The following is a 17,344-nucleotide window of genomic DNA, read 5'->3' as shown; positions in this document are numbered from 1 at the left end:
GGGCAGGGGAGGGGCCGGGGAGCAGGCCCCGTACGGACGCAAGGAGCGATCACACATGCCAGCCGCAGACGTAGCCGCGCTCGTGGCCGCCGCCCGCGAGGGCAGCCCGCGGGCCGTCGCCCGGCTCATCACCCTGGTCGAGGGCGCGTCGCCGCACCTGCGCGAGGTGATGGCCGCCCTCGCCCCGCTGGCCGGCCGCGCCTACGTCGTCGGGCTCACCGGAGCGCCCGGCGTCGGCAAGTCCACGTCCACCTCCGCCCTGGTCACCGCGTACCGCAGGCGCGGCAAGCGGGTCGGCGTGCTGGCCGTCGACCCCTCCTCGCCGTTCTCCGGCGGGGCGCTGCTCGGCGACCGGGTGCGGATGGGCGCGCACGCCGCCGACCCCGGCGTCTACATCCGCTCCATGGCCACCCGCGGCCACCTCGGCGGGCTCGCCTGGTCCGCGCCGCAGGCGATCCGCGTGCTGGACGCCGCCGGCTGCGACGTGGTGCTGGTGGAGACCGTCGGCGTCGGGCAGTCGGAGGTGGACATCGCCGGGCAGGCCGACACCTGCGTGGTGCTGCTGGCGCCCGGCATGGGCGACGGCATCCAGGCGGCCAAGGCCGGGATCCTGGAGATCGGCGACGTGTACGTGGTCAACAAGGCCGACCGCGACGGCGCCGACGCCACCGCCCGCGAGCTGAACCACATGCTCGGCCTCGGCGAGGCCCGCGCCCCCGGCGACTGGCGCCCGCCCATCGTCAGGACCGTCGCCGCCCGCGACGAGGGCACCGACGAGGTCGTCGAGGCGCTGGAGAAGCACCGGGCCTGGATGGAGGAGCACGGCGTGCTGGCCGAGCGCCGGCTGCGGCGGGCGGCCCGGGAAGTCGAGACGATCGCGGTCACGGCGCTGCGCGAGCGCATGGCCGACCTGCACGGCGACCGGCGGCTGTCGGCACTCGCCGAGCGGATCACCGCGGGCGAGCTGGATCCGTACGCCGCCGCCGACGAGCTGCTGGAGGGCCTCACCGGCGGCTGACGGCACGGGCGGGGGCGTACGGACCGGAGGCCGGTCCGTACGCCCCCGCCGCGTCCGCTACCTGCCGTACCCCGCGGGAGTGCCGCCCGGCACGCCCTGCTGATGCGGCACGGCCCCCGTCGCCAGCCCGGCCTGCATCGTCTCGGTCGACTGCAGCAGCACCTGCCCGGCGCCCGTGAACTGGAACTGGTGCTCCTCGCCGGACGCGCCGCCGATGCCGGTCATCGCCCGGATCCCGCCGAGGAGGCCCTGCATGTAGCCGTGGTCGTAGTGGTGGCACGGCGACGGGCAGTCGGCCCAGCCCACCAGCGCCTGCGGGTCCACCCGGATCGGCGGCTCGACGAAGACGACGGCGCCGTTGGAGACGGCGACGAACTTGCCCGTGCCGATCAGCGTCAGGAAGCCCGGCACGATGGACTGCTTCAGCTCCAGCCCCGGCTCGAACGCGAGCAGGTTCCCGGAGCGGATCGTGAGGTTGCCGTCGTCCAGGTCGAAGGAGTTGACGTCGAACGCCCGGTCCGCGAGGACCATCACACCGCTGCCCTGCGCCACCACCCAGTCCGCGGCGTGCAGCGGCGAGTGGAAGCTCCCGGCCACCAGCCCGTCGAACGCCCCGTGGCCGACGCCCTCGAAGGAGATCTGCCCGTAGTAGGCGATCATCTTCCCCTTCTGCAGGAACCACTGCCCGTTGAGCGCGACGCTGAAGGCGTACGGGTGGACGTTGTCGTTGCGCGGCAGCGTGTTCATGTCGTGGACGACGGGTCCGGCGGTCACAGTTTCTCCTCCGATGCCTGCACGTAGACCGTGCCGTTGCCCGACAGTTCCAGTTGGAACGCCTCGCCGGAGCCGCGGCCCACCATGTCGCGCCAGCCGAGGGCGGTGGAGAGCTTGTTCTGCACCTGGCCGCGGTGGGCGACGTACGCCTGCGGGTCCACGTGCACCGGGCGCTGCGGGGCGATCGGCAGTTCCAGGACGCCGCCGTGGGCCATCACCGCCACCGCGCCGTGGCCGGCGAGGGTGGTGGTGAACAGCCCCTGTCCGGTGACCTGGCCGCGGACCATCCCCATGACGCCGCCCTGCGAGCCCATGAACATGGTGCCCTGCTGGAGTGAGCCGTCGAAGGCCAGCAGCCGGTCGGCCTCCACGTACAGGGTGTCACCGGCCAATTCGATCACGTGCACCTCGTGGCCGCCGTGCCCGAACATCACCGTGCCCGAGCCCTCGACGGTCATCAGCGGCGTCGCCTCGTTCGCCACCCGGCGGCCGATCATCGACGTCAGCCCGCCCTGGCCGCCCTGGATGTTGGGCGTGAAGCGGACCTGCCCGGTGTACGCGAGCATCGCCCCCCGCTGGCTGAACATCGTCTGGCCTGGCAGCACCTGCGCCTCGGCGATCTTCGAATTGAGCATCCGGAACGGCATCTAGACCGCACCCCCCACCGTGTTGCGCTCGCTGGGCTGTACGTAGACCAGCCCGTCCCCCTCGAAGCGGATCTGGAACCCCTCGCCGCCCCCCTCGCCTATGAGGGTGCGGAACGTGGCGCCGGACTGGAAGTGCTGCTGCACCTGCCCGGTGTGCGCGACGTACGCGCCCGGGTCGACGACCAGCGGCGTGCCCGGCGTCACCCGCAGCACCACCGCGGGCCCGTCCGACATGATCGCCGCCTGTCCCGTGCCCTCCACCGTGGTGGTGAAGAGCCCGGTGCCGGTGCTGGCGCCGCGCATCCCGGTGAAGCTCGTCCCCGTCTTCAGCCCGCCGTCGGTCGCCAGCAGGTTGCTCGACTCCACGTACAGCTTGTCGGCCTGGAGGCCGACAAGATTGATCACGCTGGCCCGGTCGGCGAAGAAGCAGGTGCCCTGCCCCTTCACCTCCATCAGCTCCATGGACTCGCCGGTCAGCCGGCGCGTCACCATCCCCCGTATCCCCTCGCCGCCCCCTGTGAGCTTCTTGAACGACATCTGGCCGTCGTAGGCGACCATCGAGCCGTTCTTCGCTTTCACCGCGTCGCCGGCCATGTCCACGGCCAGCACCTTGCTGCCTTGCAGTCGAAACTGAGCCACGGGGCGACGCTAGCGGCTCGGCCACCCCTCCCGGAAGGCCGGGTATGGGCGGCTGACACAATGGGGTCCAGTTTGCCCGGGGAGATCCCCCCGGATTCCGGACGATCCGAAAGCTGTTCCCATGGACCCTGTGGCCACCGACACCGCATCCGCACTCCGCCGGCTCCGGCTGATCTCGGCCCCCGAGGCGGTCTCCTTCCTCCTGCTGCTCGTGTGCTCCGTGCTCAAGCGGACCACCGACTTCGATGCGGTCCCGGTGATGGGCATGATCCACGGGCTGCTCTTCATCGGCTACGTGCTCTTCCTCGCCGACGCCTGGAACCGCACCCGCTGGCCGCTCAAGCGCGGGGCGCTGTACTTCGTCCTCGCCGTGCTGCCCGGCGGCGGCTTCGCCGCCGAGCGGATGCTGCGCCGCGAGCTGGAGGCCGGGATCATCGCCGACCGCGCCCGCCGCGAGGGTGTCGTCGGCACCTGACCGCCGTCCGCTGACGCCCCGTCCGGCCCCTTCGCGGGACGGAAACCCCCGCACGGCCCTCCCCGGTTCGACACGCAACCAATTTCCGCTTTTGGTGGGATATGTCGGCGTTGTCGTATCTGCGGAGGGACCGTGCGGCCGGAAGGCTATGACTACGAGAAGTTCAGCCGCCTCGCGGGGCCGCTGACGGATCCCGATCCGTCCAGGCCCTACCGGGTGCGCTACACGCGACTGCTCTCCCGTGAGCCCCACCGCGTCCGGGCGGTCCTGCTCATGGCGCTCGCGCCGCTGCTGTCCTGCGCCCTGCTGCTCTACCTCGTCTGGCCCTCGCACTGGACCGAGCGCACCGGCGCCCCGCCCTGGCTGCTCACCGCGGACGCGGTGATGCTCATATCGATCGGGCTGATCGAGTCGTTCCGGCTGGTCAACGTCGTCTCGATCGCGCACGCCACGATGGTCGCCCGGGATCCGGTCCCGGTCACCGCGGAGCCCGGCACCCGGGTCGCGTTCCTCACCACGTACGTGCCGGGCAAGGAACCCATCGCCATGGTGCGCGCCACGCTCACCGGCGCGGTCGCGCTGCGGCACGACGGGCCGCTGGACGTCTGGCTGCTGGACGAGGGCGACGACCCCGAGGCCCGGGCGCTCTGTGCGGAGCTGGGCGTACGGCACTTCAGCCGCAAGGGCGTGCCGCAGTGGAACGCCGAGGAGGGCCCCCACCGGGCGAAGACCAAGCACGGCAACTACAACGCCTGGCTGGCCGCCTTCGGCGACGGCTACGACTTCTTCGCCTCGGTCGACACCGACCACGTGCCGCTGCCGAACTACCTGGAGCGGATGCTCGGCTACTTCCGCGACCCCGACGTCGCCTTCGTCGTCGGCCCGCAGGTCTACGGCAACTACGACACCGCCGTCACCAAGTTCGCGGAGAGTCAGCAGTACCTCTTCCACGCGCTGATCCAGCGCGCCGGCAACGCCTACGGCTCGCCCATGTTCGTCGGCACCAACAACGCCGTACGCATCACCGCGCTCCGCCAGATCGGCGGCCTCTACGACTCGATCACCGAGGACATGGCCACGGGCTTCGAGCTGCACCGCACCCGCAACCCGGCCACCGGCCGGCACTGGTCGTCGGTCTACACCCCGGACGTGCTGGCCGTCGGCGAGGGGCCCAACTCCTGGACCGACTTCTTCACCCAGCAACTGCGCTGGTCGCGCGGCACGTACGAGACGATCATCGGCCAGTACGGGCGCGGCAAGGAGCGCTTCCCCCTCCGGCGGCTCCTCAACTACTCGCTCATGCTCGTCTATTACCCGATGACCGCGGTCAACTGGCTCCTCGGCGCGCTGAGCTGCGTCCTCTTCCTCTGGCTCGGCTCCTCGGGCACCCAGGTGCCGGCCTCGATCTGGCTGATGCTCTACAGCGACGCGGCGGCCCTGCAGATCGGCCTCTACCTGTGGAACCGGCGGCACAACGTCTCGCCGCACGAGCCCGAGGGCTCCGGCGGCCTCGCCGGGATGCTGATGTCGGCGATGTCGGCGCCGATCTACTTCACGTCCTTCAAGGCGGCGGTGCTGCGCCGGCCGTGCCGCTTCGTGGTCACGCCCAAGGGCGGCGACGCGAGCCCCGACCGGCTGGCGACGTTCCGCATCCACTTCTTCTGGGCGGGGGTCCTCGCGGTCTCGTTCCTGGCGTCGGTGGTGCTGGGCCACACGCACGTCGCGATGCGCACCTGGACGGTGCTCGGGGTGTGCCTCGCGCTCGCGCCGGCGGCGATCTGGCTCTGGTCCTCCTGGCAGGTACGGACCGCGAACCGGCGCGAGGACGCCAGGCGCCGGGCGGCGGTGGCCGCCGCCGCTGCCGTACGCGGCCGGGCCAGAGGGCTGCGGACGAGGCTGTGGAAGCCGGCCAGGGCGGCGGAGGACGCGGCACCGGCCACCACGGCAGCCGCCACCACCGCCACGACGGCCACCGCCACGACGGCCACCGCCACGACGGCCACCGCCACGACGGCGACCACGGCGACCACCACTGCGACGACGAGCGGGAGGAGCTGATCCATGGGGTACCGGCCCGGCAAACGGTTCAAGAAGGCGGCGATAGGCACGGGCGTGGTCCTGGTGCTGGCGGCACTCAACGCCCCCGCGGCCATCGGCTTCGCCGAGGAGCAGTACCACGAGTACCGAATATCCCGGCCGGGGTACCAGCGGGAGTTCGGCTCCTGGCAGGTGCAGGGCACCCCGGACTCGTACCACCTCAACGCCATCCACGCCACGCTGCTGCACACCGGCAAGGTGCTGCTCATCGCCGGCTCGGGCAACGACCAGAAGCAGTTCGACGCCGGCACCTTCCGCACCATCCTGTGGGACCCGGAGAAGAACAGCTACGAGGAGATACGCACCCCCGCCGACCTGTTCTGCGCCGGCCACACCCAACTCGCCGACGGCCGGCTGCTGGTCGCCGGCGGTACCGCCCGCTACGAACTCCTCGACGGCGACGTCGAGCGCGCCGGCGGCCGGATGCTGGTGAAGAACGAGAACCCGGACGATCCCGTCAGGCTCAAGAAGGGCACCGGCTTCATCGCCCCCTCCGGGCTCGTCTACCGCACCACCGCCGCCGTCACCGTCCCGGCCGCGGAGAAGAAGGCCGCCAAGCGCGGCAGGAAGGCGGTCGTCACCGCCGCAGAGGCCAACGTCTTCGTCGAGGCCGAGGAGGAGGGCCGCGGCTACGTCCAGGACCGGCAGGCGCAGTACGCCGTCGAGGGCCTGACGGGCAAGAGCGCGGACAACGTCTACGGCCTGGCGCAGAAGCTCACCATGGACAAGCAGGACTTCCAGGGGATCAAGGACACCTTCGAGTTCGACCCGGTCCGGGAGCGCTACGTGCGCGTCGACCCGATGGACAAGGCCCGCTGGTACCCCACCCTCGTGACGCTGCCCGACGGCAAGGTCCTCTCGGTCTCCGGCCTCGACGAGTCGGGCGAGATCCTCTACGGCGACAATGAGGTCTACGACCCGAAGACCAAGAAGTGGTCCAAGGCGCCGAACCGCTACTTCCCGACGTACCCCGCCCTCTTCCTCACCGCGGGCGGCAAGCTCTTCTACTCCGGCGCCAACGCCGGCTATGGCCCGGCCGACCGCGGCCGCAAGCCCGGGATCTGGGACCTGAAGGACAACTCGTTCACCACCGTGCCCGGCATGACCGACCCCGACCAACTGGAGACCGCGGGCTCGCTGCTGCTGCCGCCCGCGCAGGACCAGAAGGTCATGGTGCTCGGCGGCGGCGGGGTGGGGGAGTCGGCCAAGGCGACGCCGCGCACCTCGATCATCGACCTGACCAAGGACCGGCCCGCGTACGCGGACGGCCCGGAACTGCCGCAGGGCACCAGGTACCTGAACAGCGTGATCATGCCGGACGACACGGTCTTCACCAGCGGCGGCTCCGCCGACTACCGCGGCCGCGGTAACAGCGACATCCACAAGGCCCAGTTCTACGACCCGGGCACCAACTCCTTCACCCGCGCCGCCGATCCGAAGGTGGGCCGCAACTACCACTCCGAGGCCGTGCTGCTGCCCGACGGCCGGGTGGCCACCTTCGGCTCCGACTCCCTCTTCGGCGACAAGGCCAACACCCGCCCCGGCACCTTCGAGAAGCGCATCGAGATCTTCACGCCGCCGTATCTGCACACGGCCGAGGACGGCAAGCGGCTGTCGATCGGCGCGGGTCCCGAGCAGCCGGGGCGCGGGCAGAAGGCGACGTACGAGGTCGAGGGGGCCGAGCGGGTCGCGAAGGCGCGGCTGATCCGGCCGGGTTCCGTCACCCACGTCACGGACGTCGAGCAGCGCTCGATCCAGTTGGACGTGAAGAAGAGTGCCGGGAAGGTGACGGTGACGGTGCCGGCTGACCCGAGCCTGGTGCCGCCCGGCTGGTACATGCTCTTCGTCGCCGACGGCAAGGGCGTGCCGTCCGAGGCGAAATGGGTGCACGTGCCCTGACAAGCCCGTCGGCGGGGCCGCTGCCCCTCGGCCCCGCCGGCGTACCACCCCGCGGGCAGGCGCCTTCCGGTCGTCCGGGGGCGCCTTCCGCCCGTACGGGGAGCGTTCTGCCGCTCGTACGCGCCGGGGAGTTCAGCCCGCGCGGCGGGCCAGGCCCAGGGCGTAGTCCGGCCACCACGTGCCGGCCTCGGGGCCCCCGCGGCACGGCCCGTCCGACTCCCCGGGGCGCTTGACCCACAGGAACGCGTCGGCCCGCTCGTCGCCGGTCCGCGTCGTCGGCGGCTCGCCGAGCGCCCGGCCGGGCGGGTTGCACCACACCTGGTCCGGGGCGCCGGAGAGCGGGCCGTTGCCGTTGCGGCTGGTGTCGACGACGAAGTGGGCGCCGTCCAACTGCTCGGAGAGCCGGCGGCCGTAGGCGAGCTGCTCTCCGGTGCGCTGGAAGTTGGAGACGTTGAGCGCGAAGCCGTCGGCCGCGCCGATGCCGGCCTGGCGCAGCGCCTGGGCGAGCCGGCCCGGGTCGGCGATCCAGGAGGAGTTGCCGGCGTCGAGGTAGACCTTGACCCCCGGGTGCTGCTGGAGCCGGGCGATGGCGCCGGAGATCAGCCGGTAGCGCTCCTCGTGCAGCTCCGGCGGGGTGCAGCCGTCCACGACGTGCGGGACGGCGTCGGGTTCGAGGATCACCAGCGCCTTCGCGTCGCCGATGCCGTCGGCGAAGGAGCCGATCCACTGCTCGTACGCGGCGGCGTCGGGGGCGCCGCCCGCGGAGTGCTGGCCGCAGTCGCGGTGCGGGATGTTGTACGCCACGAGCACCGCCGTGCGGCCGCCCGCCTCCGCGCCGCGTACCGCGTTGCGCACGTCGCCGCCGGGGTCGTGCCCCGCGGGCCACTCGGCGACCGGCCGGCTCGCGATCCGCTCCAGCAGCGCGGCGTCCTCCGCCCGCCCCTGCTGCTTCCACGCCTGCACCTGGCGGGCGGCCGGGGAGCCGGGGTCCACCCAGAACGGCGTCTTCGCCGCCGTGGCCGGCCGCGCCCGCTCGCCGTCCCGCGGCCCGGCACCGTCCCCGTCGCCGCCCCCGGGCGTGCAGCCGAGCAGGACCCCGAGGAGCAGGATGCTGATGAGCGTACGGATCCGCGCCGACATGCACTTCTCCCGCGGGAGGCGATCGAACAGAACCCGTCGATCGTGGCATGAGCGGATCTTTCGCTACGGAACGCCGCGCCCGCGCGGCCGGTGCCGCGGTCCCGAGGCGTCCGGATGGGCGTCAGCCGCCCGCGGCCAGCGCACCGCCCAGCGGCGTGCGCTCGTAGAGCACCCGGTGGCGCTCGCGGTGGGACGTCAGCAGGCCCGCCCCCTTCAGCACGGTCAGGTGCGCGGAGACCGAGGAGGGGGCCAGGCCGAGGCGGCGGGCCAGCGCGGAGGTGGAGGCCGGCTCGTCGAGCGCGGCCAGGACCGCGGCCCGGCCGGCGCCGAGCAGCCGCCCCAGCGCCTGCGCCGCCTCGGGTCCCGACTCCGCCCACAGGGTGCCGACGCCGCGGGCGGGGTAGATGACGGTGGGCTGCCAGGGAGGCTGGAAGCCGGTCACCACGTCCGGCCAGGCGAAGGCGCTGGGCATCAGCAGCAGACCGTCGCCGGCGAGGTCGCGCTCGTAGTAGTAGTCGTTCTTGGTGCGTACGGTCAGCAGGCCGTCCTCGTACGACAGCCGGTTGTGCAGCAGCGCGAACAGCTCGCCGAGACCCGCGGAGGCGAGCTGCCGGGCGCGGTAGTCGATGTCCGCCTCCAGCAGGTCGTGCACCCGCGGCCAGAACGGCTCGACCAGCGCGTGCCAGGCGCGCTCGGTGACGTCGGCCATCAGCTCGATCGCGGCGGCCGGGTCGTCGAGCAGCTTGCGGCCGAGCGGGGACTCGGCGGCGCCGGGCATGGTGCTGAACGAGAGGGTCATCTCCGCGCGCGCCAGCGCCGGGTCGGTGGCGCGAAGCCGGGCCAGCCCCTCGGCCACCGAGGTGTACGCCGCCTGCGGCGGGCCGCCGAGGAAGTCCGGGGTGTAGCCGTTTCCCGTGTGCGGCATGAAGATCCACAGCGGTGCGAGGTCGAGCCCGGCGGCGGCGTCGCCGAGGCGGCGCAGCCACGGCCGGTGGTAGCCGTGCCGCTCGGTGCGGCGCAGCGTCCGTATCGCCTCGTGGGTCTCGAAGACCGGGGAGACCGCGAAGCGGCAGCGCAGCAGGTCGTCGGAGCCGAAGCGCATGTACACCGGCACGGCGCCCTCCTCGCTGCCTGACTGATTCGGCTGGTGCCGAAAGACTACGGCCCCCCGCCGGCAGCGGGCGAGGCTCCGGGGATGAGCGACACCACAGCCCCGGACGGCGCGGCCGCACCCGTGCCCGCGGCCCCGCCGTCCGGCCAGGACGGCACCGGCGCGCCCGCCGGCGTACCCGCGGACGCGCCCGCGGGCGCCGCCGACCCGCGCGCCCGCTACGCCGACGTCTTCCGCGTCCGCGAGTTCCGGTTCGTCTTCGCCGCGCACGTCATGTCGATCCTCGGCGAGGTCGTCGCGGCCATCGCGCTGACCGTCCTCGTCTACGACCGCACCGGATCCCCGCTGCTGAGCGCGCTCACCCTGGGCGTCGGCCTGCTGCCGTACCTCGTCGGCGGGACCCTGCTGTCCTCGATAGCCGACCGCCTCCCGGCCCGCCGGGTGCTGGTGACCTGCGACCTGCTCGCCGCCGCCTGCTTCCTCACCATGGTGCTGCCCGGGATGCCCGTCGCCGCGCTGCTGGCGCTGCGCTGCGTCGCCGGGGTCATCTCGCCGGTCTTCACCGGCACCCGGATCGCCACGCTGGCCGACATCCTCGGCACCGGCGACCGGTTCGTCCTCGGCCGCTCCGTCATCCGGCTCACCGCGCAGGCGGCGCAGCTCGTCGGCTTCGCCCTCGGCGGGCTGCTGGCGGCGTTCTCCCCGCGCGCGACGCTGACGCTGACGGCGGTGGGGCTGCTCTGCTCGGCGCTGGTGCTGCGCTTCGGCACCCGCGCCCGCCCGCCCCGTACCGCCGCCGGGGGCGCCGCGGGGGCACCCGGCCGCACGAGCACCGTCGGCGACTCGCTCGCCGCCGCCGGCACCTTCCTGCGCGACCGCCGCATCCGCGCGCTGCTGCTGCTCACCTGGATCCCGCCGACCTTCGTCGTCGCCCCCGAGGCGCTGGCGGCCGCGTACGCCGACGACCTCGGCATCGGCGCCCTCGGGCTCGGACTGCTCATGACCGGCATGCCGATCGGCGCGGTCACCAGCGAGATCCTGGCCGGCTCGCTGCTCGGGCCGCGCGGCAGGGAACGGATCGTCTTCCCGGTGGCGGTGTTCGCGACGGTGCCCGCGATCGGCTTCGTGACGCACCCGTCCTTCGGCTGGGCACTGCCGCTGCTGGTGCTCACCGGCTTCGGCATCTCGTACTCGCTCGGCCTCGACCAGTGGTTCGTCGCCGCCGTGCCCGAGGAGATGCGCGGCCGGGCGATGACGCTGCAGACCGCCGGGCTGATGACGCTGCAGGGGGTGGGCATGGCATGCGCGGGCGCGGTCGCGGAGTTCGCCCCGGTGCACCTGGCCGTCGCCGCGGTCGGCGTCACGGGCACGGTGTGCTCGCTGCTGGTCTGTCTGGAAGTGCGCAGGACCCGACCGAAGGGTGAGACCGGGCTGACCGCGACGTGACCGGGCGGTAGGGTCGGCGACGTGCCGAAGCCGCTGAGCCTGTCGTTCGACCCCATCGCGCGCGCCGATGAACTCTGGCGCCAGCGCTGGGGAGCCGTGCCCGCGATGGGGGCCATCACCTCGGTGATGCGCGCCCACCAGATCCTGCTGGCGCAGGTCGACGCCGTCGTCAAGCCGTACGGGCTGACCTTCGCGCGCTACGAGGCACTGGTGCTGCTCACCTTCTCCAAGGCCGGCGAGCTGGCGATGTCGAAGATCGGCGAGCGGCTGATGGTGCACCCGACGTCGGTGACCAACACCGTCGACCGGCTGGTCAGGTCCGGCTACGTGGCCAAGCGGCCCAACCCCAACGACGGCCGCGGCACCCTCGCGTCGATCACCGACCGGGGCCGCGAGGTCGTCGAGCAGGCGACGCGCGACCTGATGGCGATGGACTTCGGGCTCAGCGCGTACGACGACGAGCAGTGCGCGGAGATCTTCGCCATGCTCCGCCCGCTGCGGATAGCCGCGGGCGACTTCGAGCAGTAGTCCGCCCGGCCGCGCGCCGGCGCCCGCGCCGCCTTCCGGCGCTCGGCCTTCCCGCGCCTGCCTACGCCTTCGCCGCCGCGGGCTCGCCCTCGCGGACGACCAGCGGCCCGACCTCCCGGGTGAGCTTCCGCTCCACGAAGAACGCCGCCGTCGGCACCGTCCCCGCGAGCAGCACCCAGATCAGCCTGCCGACCGGGAGCTTCGCCTTGGACCCGAGGTCGAAGGCGAATACCAGGTAGAGGATGTACAGCCAGCCGTGGGCGATGCTCACGACCTTCGTGAAGCCGTCCGCGCCGGAGAGGTCCAGGGCGTACTTGCCGATCATGCCCAGGGTCAGCAGGACGAGGAGCACGCCGGTCACGTACGCCATCGTGCGGTAGCGGGTGAGGACGCTCTTCTTCATGGCATCGAGCCTAAACCCCGCCGGAAACGCGCCGTGACCACCCCCACTCCCCGGCCGCGTATGCCGCGCGGGGGCCCGGGGCATGCAACACTTAGTAGGACGTCCTATTAAATGCGCCGCGCGATCCGCGCGCAGAGAGAGGCGGTACGGGCATGGATGCTGCGGCCATGGAAGAGGGCCGGCGCCGCTGGCAGGCGCGTTACGACGCGGCCCGCAAGCGCGAGGCAGACTTCACCACGCTCTCCGGCGACGACGTCGAGCCGGTCTACGGCCCGCGTCCCGGGGATGTCTACGAGGGCTTCGAGCGCATCGGCTGGCCCGGCGAGTTCCCGTACACCCGCGGCCTGTACGCCACCGGCTACCGCGGCCGGACGTGGACCATCCGCCAGTTCGCCGGCTTCGGCAACGCCGAGCAGACCAACGAGCGCTACAAGCTCATCCTCGGCGCCGGCGGCGGCGGCCTGTCGGTCGCGTTCGACATGCCCACCCTCATGGGCCGCGACTCCGACGACCCGCACGCGCTGGGCGAGGTGGGGCACTGCGGCGTGGCCATCGACTCGGCCGCCGACATGGAGGTGCTCTTCCGCGACATCCCGCTGGGCGACATCACCACCTCGATGACGATCAGCGGCCCCGCGGTTCCCGTCTTCTGCATGTACCTGGTCGCCGCCGAGCGCCAGGGCGTCGACCCCGGCGTGCTCAACGGCACGCTGCAGACCGACATCTTCAAGGAGTACATCGCGCAGAAGGAGTGGCTCTTCCGGCCCGAGCCGCACCTGCGCCTCATCGGCGACCTGATGGAGTACTGCGCCGAGCGCATCCCCGCGTACAAGCCGCTGTCCGTCTCCGGCTACCACATCCGCGAGGCCGGCTCCACGGCCGCGCAGGAACTGGCGTACACCCTCGCCGACGGCTTCGGCTACGTGGAGCTGGGCCTGTCCCGCGGCCTCGACGTCGACGCCTTCGCCCCCGGCCTGTCCTTCTTCTTCGACGCCCACGTCGACTTCTTCGAGGAGATCGCCAAGTTCCGCGCCGCGCGCCGCATCTGGGCCCGCTGGCTGCGCGACGTGTACGGGGCGCGCAGCGAGAAGGCGCAGTGGCTGCGCTTCCACACCCAGACCGCGGGCGTCTCGCTGACCGCACAGCAGCCGTACAACAACGTGGTGCGCACCGCCGTCGAGGCGCTGGCCGCCGTCCTGGGCGGCACCAACTCGCTGCACACCAACGCCCTGGACGAGACCCTGGCGCTGCCCAGCGAGCGGGCCGCGGAGATCGCGCTGCGCACCCAGCAGGTGCTGATGGAGGAGACCGGCGTCGCCAACGTCGCCGACCCCCTCGGCGGCTCCTGGTACGTCGAGCAGCTCACCGACCGGATCGAGGCCGACGCGGAGAAGATCTTCGAGCAGATCCGCGAGCGCGGCCGGCGCGCCCACCCCGACGGGCGGCACCCCATCGGGCCGATCACGTCCGGGATCCTGCGCGGCATCGAGGACGGCTGGTTCACCGGCGAGATCGCCGAGTCGGCCTTCCGCTACCAGCGGTCGCTGGAGAAGGGCGACAAGAAGATCGTCGGCGTCAACTGCCACACCGGCTCCGTCACCGGCGACCTGGAGATCCTGCGGGTCAGCCACGAGGTGGAGCGCGAGCAGGTGCGCACGCTGGCCGTCCGCAAGGGCGCCCGCGACGACGCGCGGGTGCGCGCCGCGCTGGCGGCCATGCTCACGGCGGCCCGGGACGGCGGCAACATGATCGAGCCGATGCTCGCGGCGGTACGGGCCGAGGCCACGCTCGGCGAGATCTGCGACGCGCTGCGCGACGAGTGGGGCGTCTACACCGAGCCGGCGTCTTTCTGACGCACGCGCGCGGGCCGGTCCGTGCGCGGGCGGGTCCGCGCGGTGCGGAGCGGGGTCACACGACGAGGACGGACTTGCCGCGCGTGTGGCCCTTCTCCCAGTCCCGGACCGCCTCGGCGGCCCCGGCGAGCGGGTACGTCCGGCCCACGACCGGCGTGATCGTGCCGGACTCCAGCAGGCCGCGCACCTCCTCGACGTCCTCCGGCCGGGGGCGCACGTAGGGCGCCTTCACCTTCCGGGCGGAGAACAGGGAGCGCACGGAGCCGCCGAGCGAACGCCGCAGGTCGCCGACCCACCTGTCGCCGCCCTCGCCGCCGACGAGCACGATCGTGCCGCGCGGGGCGAGCACGCGGCGCAGCGCGGCGAGCGGGCGGTTGCCCGCGGTGTCGAGGACGAGGTCGTAGCGGCCGGGGCCGGCGGTGACGTCCCGCTCGGTGTAGTCGACGACGTGGTCCGCGCCGAGCGAGCGGACCAGTTCCGTCTTGTCCGTACCGCAGACGCCGGTGACCTCCGCCTGCCGCGCCTTGGCCAGTTGGACGGCGAACGTGCCCACGCCGCCGCCGGCGCCGAGCACCAGGACGCGCCCGCCCGTCCGCAGCCCGCCCGCGTCGCGCAGGGCACGCAGCGCGGTGATCGCGGAGGTGGGCACGGCCGCGGCGGCTTCGAAGCCCACCCCCGCGGGCTTGGCCGCGAACATCTCCGCGGCGCCCCGGCAGTACTCCGCGAAGGTCCCGCCGCTGCCGACGCCGAACACGTCGTCGCCCGGCGCGAAGCGGGTGACGCCCGCGCCGACCGCCGCGACGGTCCCCGCGGCGTCCCAGCCGCGCACCCGGTCCTTCGGCCGGCGCAGGCCGAAGCCCATCAGGCGCATCATGTACGGGAGTCCGGTCATCAGGTGCCACACACTGGGGTCGAGTCCCGCGGCCCGTACCCGTACGACGATCTCGCCCGCACCCGGTTCCGGCCGTTCGGCCTCGGCCTCCCGCAGCACCCCGGCCGGGCCGTAGCGGTCCTGGACGATCGCCTTCATGGGCCCTCCTTCGTGGCGGGCTGCCAGCATCCCGCTCCGGGCGCGGCCGGGACAGGCCCGAAGGACCTATTGCGCGGCCGGGTCCCCGCTGCCCGCGGCCGGGTCGGGTGCCGGGTCCGTCAGAGCGGCCAGGCCCCCGGTCAGCAGGGTGGCGAACGCCGTCGCCCACGCGGCCGTCACCGGCTCCGCGCTGACCAGCAGCCGGTGCAGCACGGAGCCGGCGATCACGTCGAAGATCATGTCCGCGGTACGGTCCGCCGCCGCCGCGTCCGGCTCCGCCGGCAACTCCCCCCGCGCCTGCGCCCGTGCGCGGCCCAGCAGCACCAGATGCCGCTGCCGGTCGACGATCGCGCCGCGGATCCGCTCACGCAGCGCCGCGTCCTGCGTCGCCTCGGCCAGCACCGCCATCAGCGCGCCGCGCGTGCGCGGCTCCCGCAGCAGTTCGGCGAACTGCAGCACCACGCACTCCACGTCCCGCGCCAGGCTGCCGTGGTCCGGCAGCCGCAGCGAGTCGAAGAGGTCGGCGAGGGCGTCCAGGACGAGTTCGTTCTTGCCCGGCCAGCGCCGGTAGAGCGTGGTCTTCGCCACTCCCGCGCGGGCCGCGACCCCGCCGAGTGTCACCCCGGCCCAGCCCGTCTCGGCGATCGCGGCCCGGGCGGCGTCCAGGATGGCCCGGTCCGCGGTCGCGCTGCGCGGCCGGCCCGCGCGCCGTGCGGCGGGGGTCTCGTGGCTCATGAGCTGGACCTTATCCCTTCTCCGCGCCGCCGCAGGTGGGTTACGCTACGGCCCGTAGCGTAAGTCACCCCCGAGCGACCGGTGTCTTCTGCTGCACCTTGGAACCCGCCCGGGACGAACCCTTCCGGGCGGGTTCGCCGAGTCATCCGCGGCCCGTCCGTTCAATGCACCGGGCGAAGGGGGGAGGATAGGGCGTATGCAGCCACGCAACATGTCTATGAGCGGAGCGGTCGACCTGGCCGCGGTGAAGGCGGCCGCGGAGGCCAAGGAGAAGGCGGAGGCGGCCCGTGCCCAGGCCGCCCGGGACGGGGTGCCCGCGCCCGGCGCCGGTGCGCTCGTCATCGATGTCGACGAGGCCGGCTTCCAGCAGGACGTCCTGCAGCGCTCCACCGAGGTCCCGGTCGTCGTCGACTTCTGGGCCGAGTGGTGCCAGCCGTGCAAGCAGCTCAGCCCGCTGCTGGAACGGCTGACACAGGAGTACGCCGGGCGGTTCGTGCTGGCCAAGATCGACGTGGACGCGAACCAGATGCTGTTCCAGCAGTTCGGCGTCCAGTCCATCCCGGCGGTCTTCGCGGTCGTCGGCGGGCAGGCCATCCCGCTGTTCCAGGGCGCCGCCCCGGAGCCGCAGATCCGCGGGGTGCTGGACGAGCTGATCAAGGTCGCCGAGCAGCAGTTCGGCATCGTCGGGCAGGCGGTGGCCGATGAGGACGCGGCGGCCGGCGAGGACGGCGCCGGTGAGCGGGAGGCGCCGGAGGAGCCCGTCGGCCCGTACGACAGCGCGCTGGCGGCGGCCGGTGACGCGCTGGACCGGGGCGACCTCGGCGGCGCGGTCCAGGCGTACCAGAACGTGCTGTCCGACGACCCGGGCAACGTGGAGGCCACGCTGGGCCTCGCGCAGGCGGAGCTGCTGCGGCGGGTGGAGGGGCTCGACCCCGCGGCCGTACGCAAGGAGGCGGCGGACGATCCGGCGGACGTGGCGGCGCAGATCCGGGTCGCGGACCTGGACCTGGTCGGCGGGCACGTCGAGGACGCGTTCGGGCGGCTGGTCGACACGGTGGCGCGGACCGCGGGCGAGGACCGGCAGGCCGCGCGGGTGCGGCTGCTGGAGCTGTTCGAGGTCGTCGGCGGCGACGATCCGCGGGTGGTCGCGGGGCGGCAGGCGCTGGCCCGGGTGCTGTTCTGAGCAGAGGTTGACGTAGGGTGACAGCCCGTGCTGCTTTGCCAAAAATTGACGGTGAGCAGGGCTGTTACTCGGAGTAACTGACGCGCTGTCAGATGACCGTCTTTGTCATGCCTTGTCATCGGGTACGTCCGCGGTCGGCGGCGACCCAGGGTGCAGGATCCGGCCACCGTGGCCGGATCCGCCTCACCCTCGCGTTACCCGTTGGTAACGAACCCCTTGTGCGCCCCCCTTCCGATGGACCACGATCGCCATCCGGACAGGGGGGTTCCCCGTTTCCGCGGACCGTTCCCGCGGACCGGAACCTGTCCGGACAACGAGTCGCTCGGGGGTAACGCCCCCTTCGACGTAGCGCGTCCGCGCCCGTAC

Annotated in this window: 16 protein-coding genes; 8 read left to right on the top strand and 8 right to left on the bottom strand. The window is 72.9% G+C overall.

Annotated elements, in window-relative coordinates:
* The first annotated feature begins 55 nt into the window (after positions 1-55).
* Entirely contained in the window at positions 56-1,018 is a 963-nt protein-coding gene (gene meaB / locus CXR04_RS09275; RefSeq protein WP_101421381.1) for a methylmalonyl Co-A mutase-associated GTPase MeaB, read from the top strand.
* A gap of 57 nt (positions 1,019-1,075) precedes the next feature.
* On the opposite strand, the gene CXR04_RS09270 is transcribed toward meaB, so the two are convergent.
* Genes CXR04_RS09270 through CXR04_RS09260 form a run of 3 tightly spaced genes read right to left on the bottom strand, consistent with a single transcriptional unit; the run spans position 1,076 to position 3,078 of the window.
* Positions 1,076-1,765, bottom strand: coding sequence for an AIM24 family protein (locus CXR04_RS09270; protein ID WP_101426274.1), 690 nt, complete (start codon positions 1,763-1,765; stop codon positions 1,076-1,078).
* Positions 1,766-1,788: 23 nt separating this feature from the next.
* Positions 1,789-2,439, bottom strand: a complete 651-nt coding sequence (locus tag CXR04_RS09265; protein WP_101421380.1) for an AIM24 family protein — start codon at positions 2,437-2,439, stop codon at positions 1,789-1,791.
* On the bottom strand, positions 2,440-3,078 hold the full coding sequence (locus CXR04_RS09260) for an AIM24 family protein (protein ID WP_101421379.1): 639 nt from the start codon (positions 3,076-3,078) through the stop codon (positions 2,440-2,442). It lies immediately after the preceding gene.
* Between the two features lie 121 nt (positions 3,079-3,199).
* Here CXR04_RS09260 and CXR04_RS09255 point away from each other — a divergent pair, with 121 nt between their 5' ends.
* The 3 genes from CXR04_RS09255 to CXR04_RS09245 all read left to right on the top strand — a co-directional run bounded on the left by CXR04_RS09255 (position 3,200) and on the right by CXR04_RS09245 (position 7,549).
* Entirely contained in the window at positions 3,200-3,553 is a 354-nt protein-coding gene (locus tag CXR04_RS09255) for a DUF3817 domain-containing protein (protein ID WP_442802366.1), read from the top strand.
* Positions 3,554-3,685: 132 nt separating this feature from the next.
* Complete coding sequence (locus tag CXR04_RS09250) at positions 3,686-5,611, top strand: glycosyltransferase family 2 protein (protein WP_101421378.1); 1,926 nt, start codon at positions 3,686-3,688, stop codon at positions 5,609-5,611.
* 3 nt (positions 5,612-5,614) lie between these two features.
* On the top strand, positions 5,615-7,549 hold the full coding sequence (locus tag CXR04_RS09245) for a galactose oxidase-like domain-containing protein (protein ID WP_101421377.1): 1,935 nt from the start codon (positions 5,615-5,617) through the stop codon (positions 7,547-7,549).
* Positions 7,550-7,681: 132 nt separating this feature from the next.
* On the opposite strand, the gene CXR04_RS09240 is transcribed toward CXR04_RS09245, so the two are convergent.
* Together CXR04_RS09240 and CXR04_RS09235 are read right to left on the bottom strand one after the other, a co-directional pair.
* Entirely contained in the window at positions 7,682-8,689 is a 1,008-nt protein-coding gene (locus tag CXR04_RS09240; RefSeq protein ID WP_101421376.1) for a glycoside hydrolase family 6 protein, read from the bottom strand.
* 121 nt (positions 8,690-8,810) lie between these two features.
* Entirely contained in the window at positions 8,811-9,803 is a 993-nt protein-coding gene (locus CXR04_RS09235) for an ArsR/SmtB family transcription factor (protein WP_101421375.1), read from the bottom strand.
* Between the two features lie 81 nt (positions 9,804-9,884).
* On the opposite strand from CXR04_RS09235, the gene CXR04_RS09230 reads away from it, so the two are divergent.
* Both CXR04_RS09230 and CXR04_RS09225 read left to right on the top strand, forming a co-directional pair.
* Positions 9,885-11,246 carry an MFS transporter gene (locus tag CXR04_RS09230; protein ID WP_234380129.1) on the top strand — a complete coding sequence of 454 codons (1,362 nt, stop codon included), beginning with the start codon at positions 9,885-9,887 and terminating at the stop codon, positions 11,244-11,246.
* A gap of 21 nt (positions 11,247-11,267) precedes the next feature.
* Positions 11,268-11,774, top strand: coding sequence for a MarR family winged helix-turn-helix transcriptional regulator (locus CXR04_RS09225; RefSeq protein ID WP_101421373.1), 507 nt, complete (start codon positions 11,268-11,270; stop codon positions 11,772-11,774).
* 61 nt (positions 11,775-11,835) lie between these two features.
* Here the strand turns inward: CXR04_RS09225 and CXR04_RS09220 are convergent, their stop codons facing one another.
* Positions 11,836-12,177 (bottom strand): DUF3817 domain-containing protein, encoded by a 342-nt coding sequence (locus CXR04_RS09220; RefSeq protein ID WP_101421372.1) that lies wholly within the window; start codon positions 12,175-12,177, stop codon positions 11,836-11,838.
* Positions 12,178-12,329: 152 nt separating this feature from the next.
* Between CXR04_RS09220 and CXR04_RS09215 the strand changes: the two genes are divergently transcribed.
* The gene (locus CXR04_RS09215; protein ID WP_101421371.1) at positions 12,330-14,030 is read left to right on the top strand and encodes an acyl-CoA mutase large subunit family protein; all 1,701 of its coding nucleotides are present in this window, start codon (positions 12,330-12,332) and stop codon (positions 14,028-14,030) included.
* Positions 14,031-14,085: 55 nt separating this feature from the next.
* Here CXR04_RS09215 and CXR04_RS09210 read toward each other — a convergent pair whose 3' ends face one another.
* Both CXR04_RS09210 and CXR04_RS09205 read right to left on the bottom strand, forming a co-directional pair.
* Positions 14,086-15,060 carry an NAD(P)-dependent alcohol dehydrogenase gene (locus tag CXR04_RS09210; protein ID WP_101421370.1) on the bottom strand — a complete coding sequence of 325 codons (975 nt, stop codon included), beginning with the start codon at positions 15,058-15,060 and terminating at the stop codon, positions 14,086-14,088.
* A 66-nt stretch (positions 15,061-15,126) separates the two neighbouring features.
* Positions 15,127-15,795, bottom strand: coding sequence for a TetR/AcrR family transcriptional regulator (locus CXR04_RS09205; protein WP_101421369.1), 669 nt, complete (start codon positions 15,793-15,795; stop codon positions 15,127-15,129).
* 196 nt (positions 15,796-15,991) lie between these two features.
* On the opposite strand from CXR04_RS09205, the gene CXR04_RS09200 reads away from it, so the two are divergent.
* Positions 15,992-16,978, top strand: coding sequence for a tetratricopeptide repeat protein (locus tag CXR04_RS09200; protein ID WP_101421368.1), 987 nt, complete (start codon positions 15,992-15,994; stop codon positions 16,976-16,978).
* Positions 16,979-17,344: the final 366 nt, after the last annotated feature.

Origin of the sequence: Streptomyces sp. CMB-StM0423, from assembly GCF_002847285.1 — a bacterium.
Classification (GTDB): domain Bacteria; phylum Actinomycetota; class Actinomycetes; order Streptomycetales; family Streptomycetaceae; genus Streptomyces.
This window is presented reverse-complemented; position numbering and strand designations above follow the sequence as displayed.

Coding starts and splice junctions, on each gene's coding strand:
- CXR04_RS09230 (WP_234380129.1), top strand. CDS start 9,885: ATGAGCGACACCACAGCCCCGGACGGCGCGGCCGCACCCGTGCCCGCG.
- CXR04_RS09220 (WP_101421372.1), bottom strand. CDS start 12,177: ATGAAGAAGAGCGTCCTCACCCGCTACCGCACGATGGCGTACGTGACC.
- CXR04_RS09245 (WP_101421377.1), top strand. CDS start 5,615: ATGGGGTACCGGCCCGGCAAACGGTTCAAGAAGGCGGCGATAGGCACG.
- CXR04_RS09270 (WP_101426274.1), bottom strand. CDS start 1,765: ATGAACACGCTGCCGCGCAACGACAACGTCCACCCGTACGCCTTCAGC.
- CXR04_RS09215 (WP_101421371.1), top strand. CDS start 12,330: ATGGATGCTGCGGCCATGGAAGAGGGCCGGCGCCGCTGGCAGGCGCGT.
- CXR04_RS09255 (WP_442802366.1), top strand. CDS start 3,200: ATGGACCCTGTGGCCACCGACACCGCATCCGCACTCCGCCGGCTCCGG.
- CXR04_RS09265 (WP_101421380.1), bottom strand. CDS start 2,439: ATGCCGTTCCGGATGCTCAATTCGAAGATCGCCGAGGCGCAGGTGCTG.
- CXR04_RS09240 (WP_101421376.1), bottom strand. CDS start 8,689: ATGTCGGCGCGGATCCGTACGCTCATCAGCATCCTGCTCCTCGGGGTC.
- CXR04_RS09200 (WP_101421368.1), top strand. CDS start 15,992: ATGCAGCCACGCAACATGTCTATGAGCGGAGCGGTCGACCTGGCCGCG.
- CXR04_RS09210 (WP_101421370.1), bottom strand. CDS start 15,060: ATGAAGGCGATCGTCCAGGACCGCTACGGCCCGGCCGGGGTGCTGCGG.
- meaB (WP_101421381.1), top strand. CDS start 56: ATGCCAGCCGCAGACGTAGCCGCGCTCGTGGCCGCCGCCCGCGAGGGC.
- CXR04_RS09205 (WP_101421369.1), bottom strand. CDS start 15,795: ATGAGCCACGAGACCCCCGCCGCACGGCGCGCGGGCCGGCCGCGCAGC.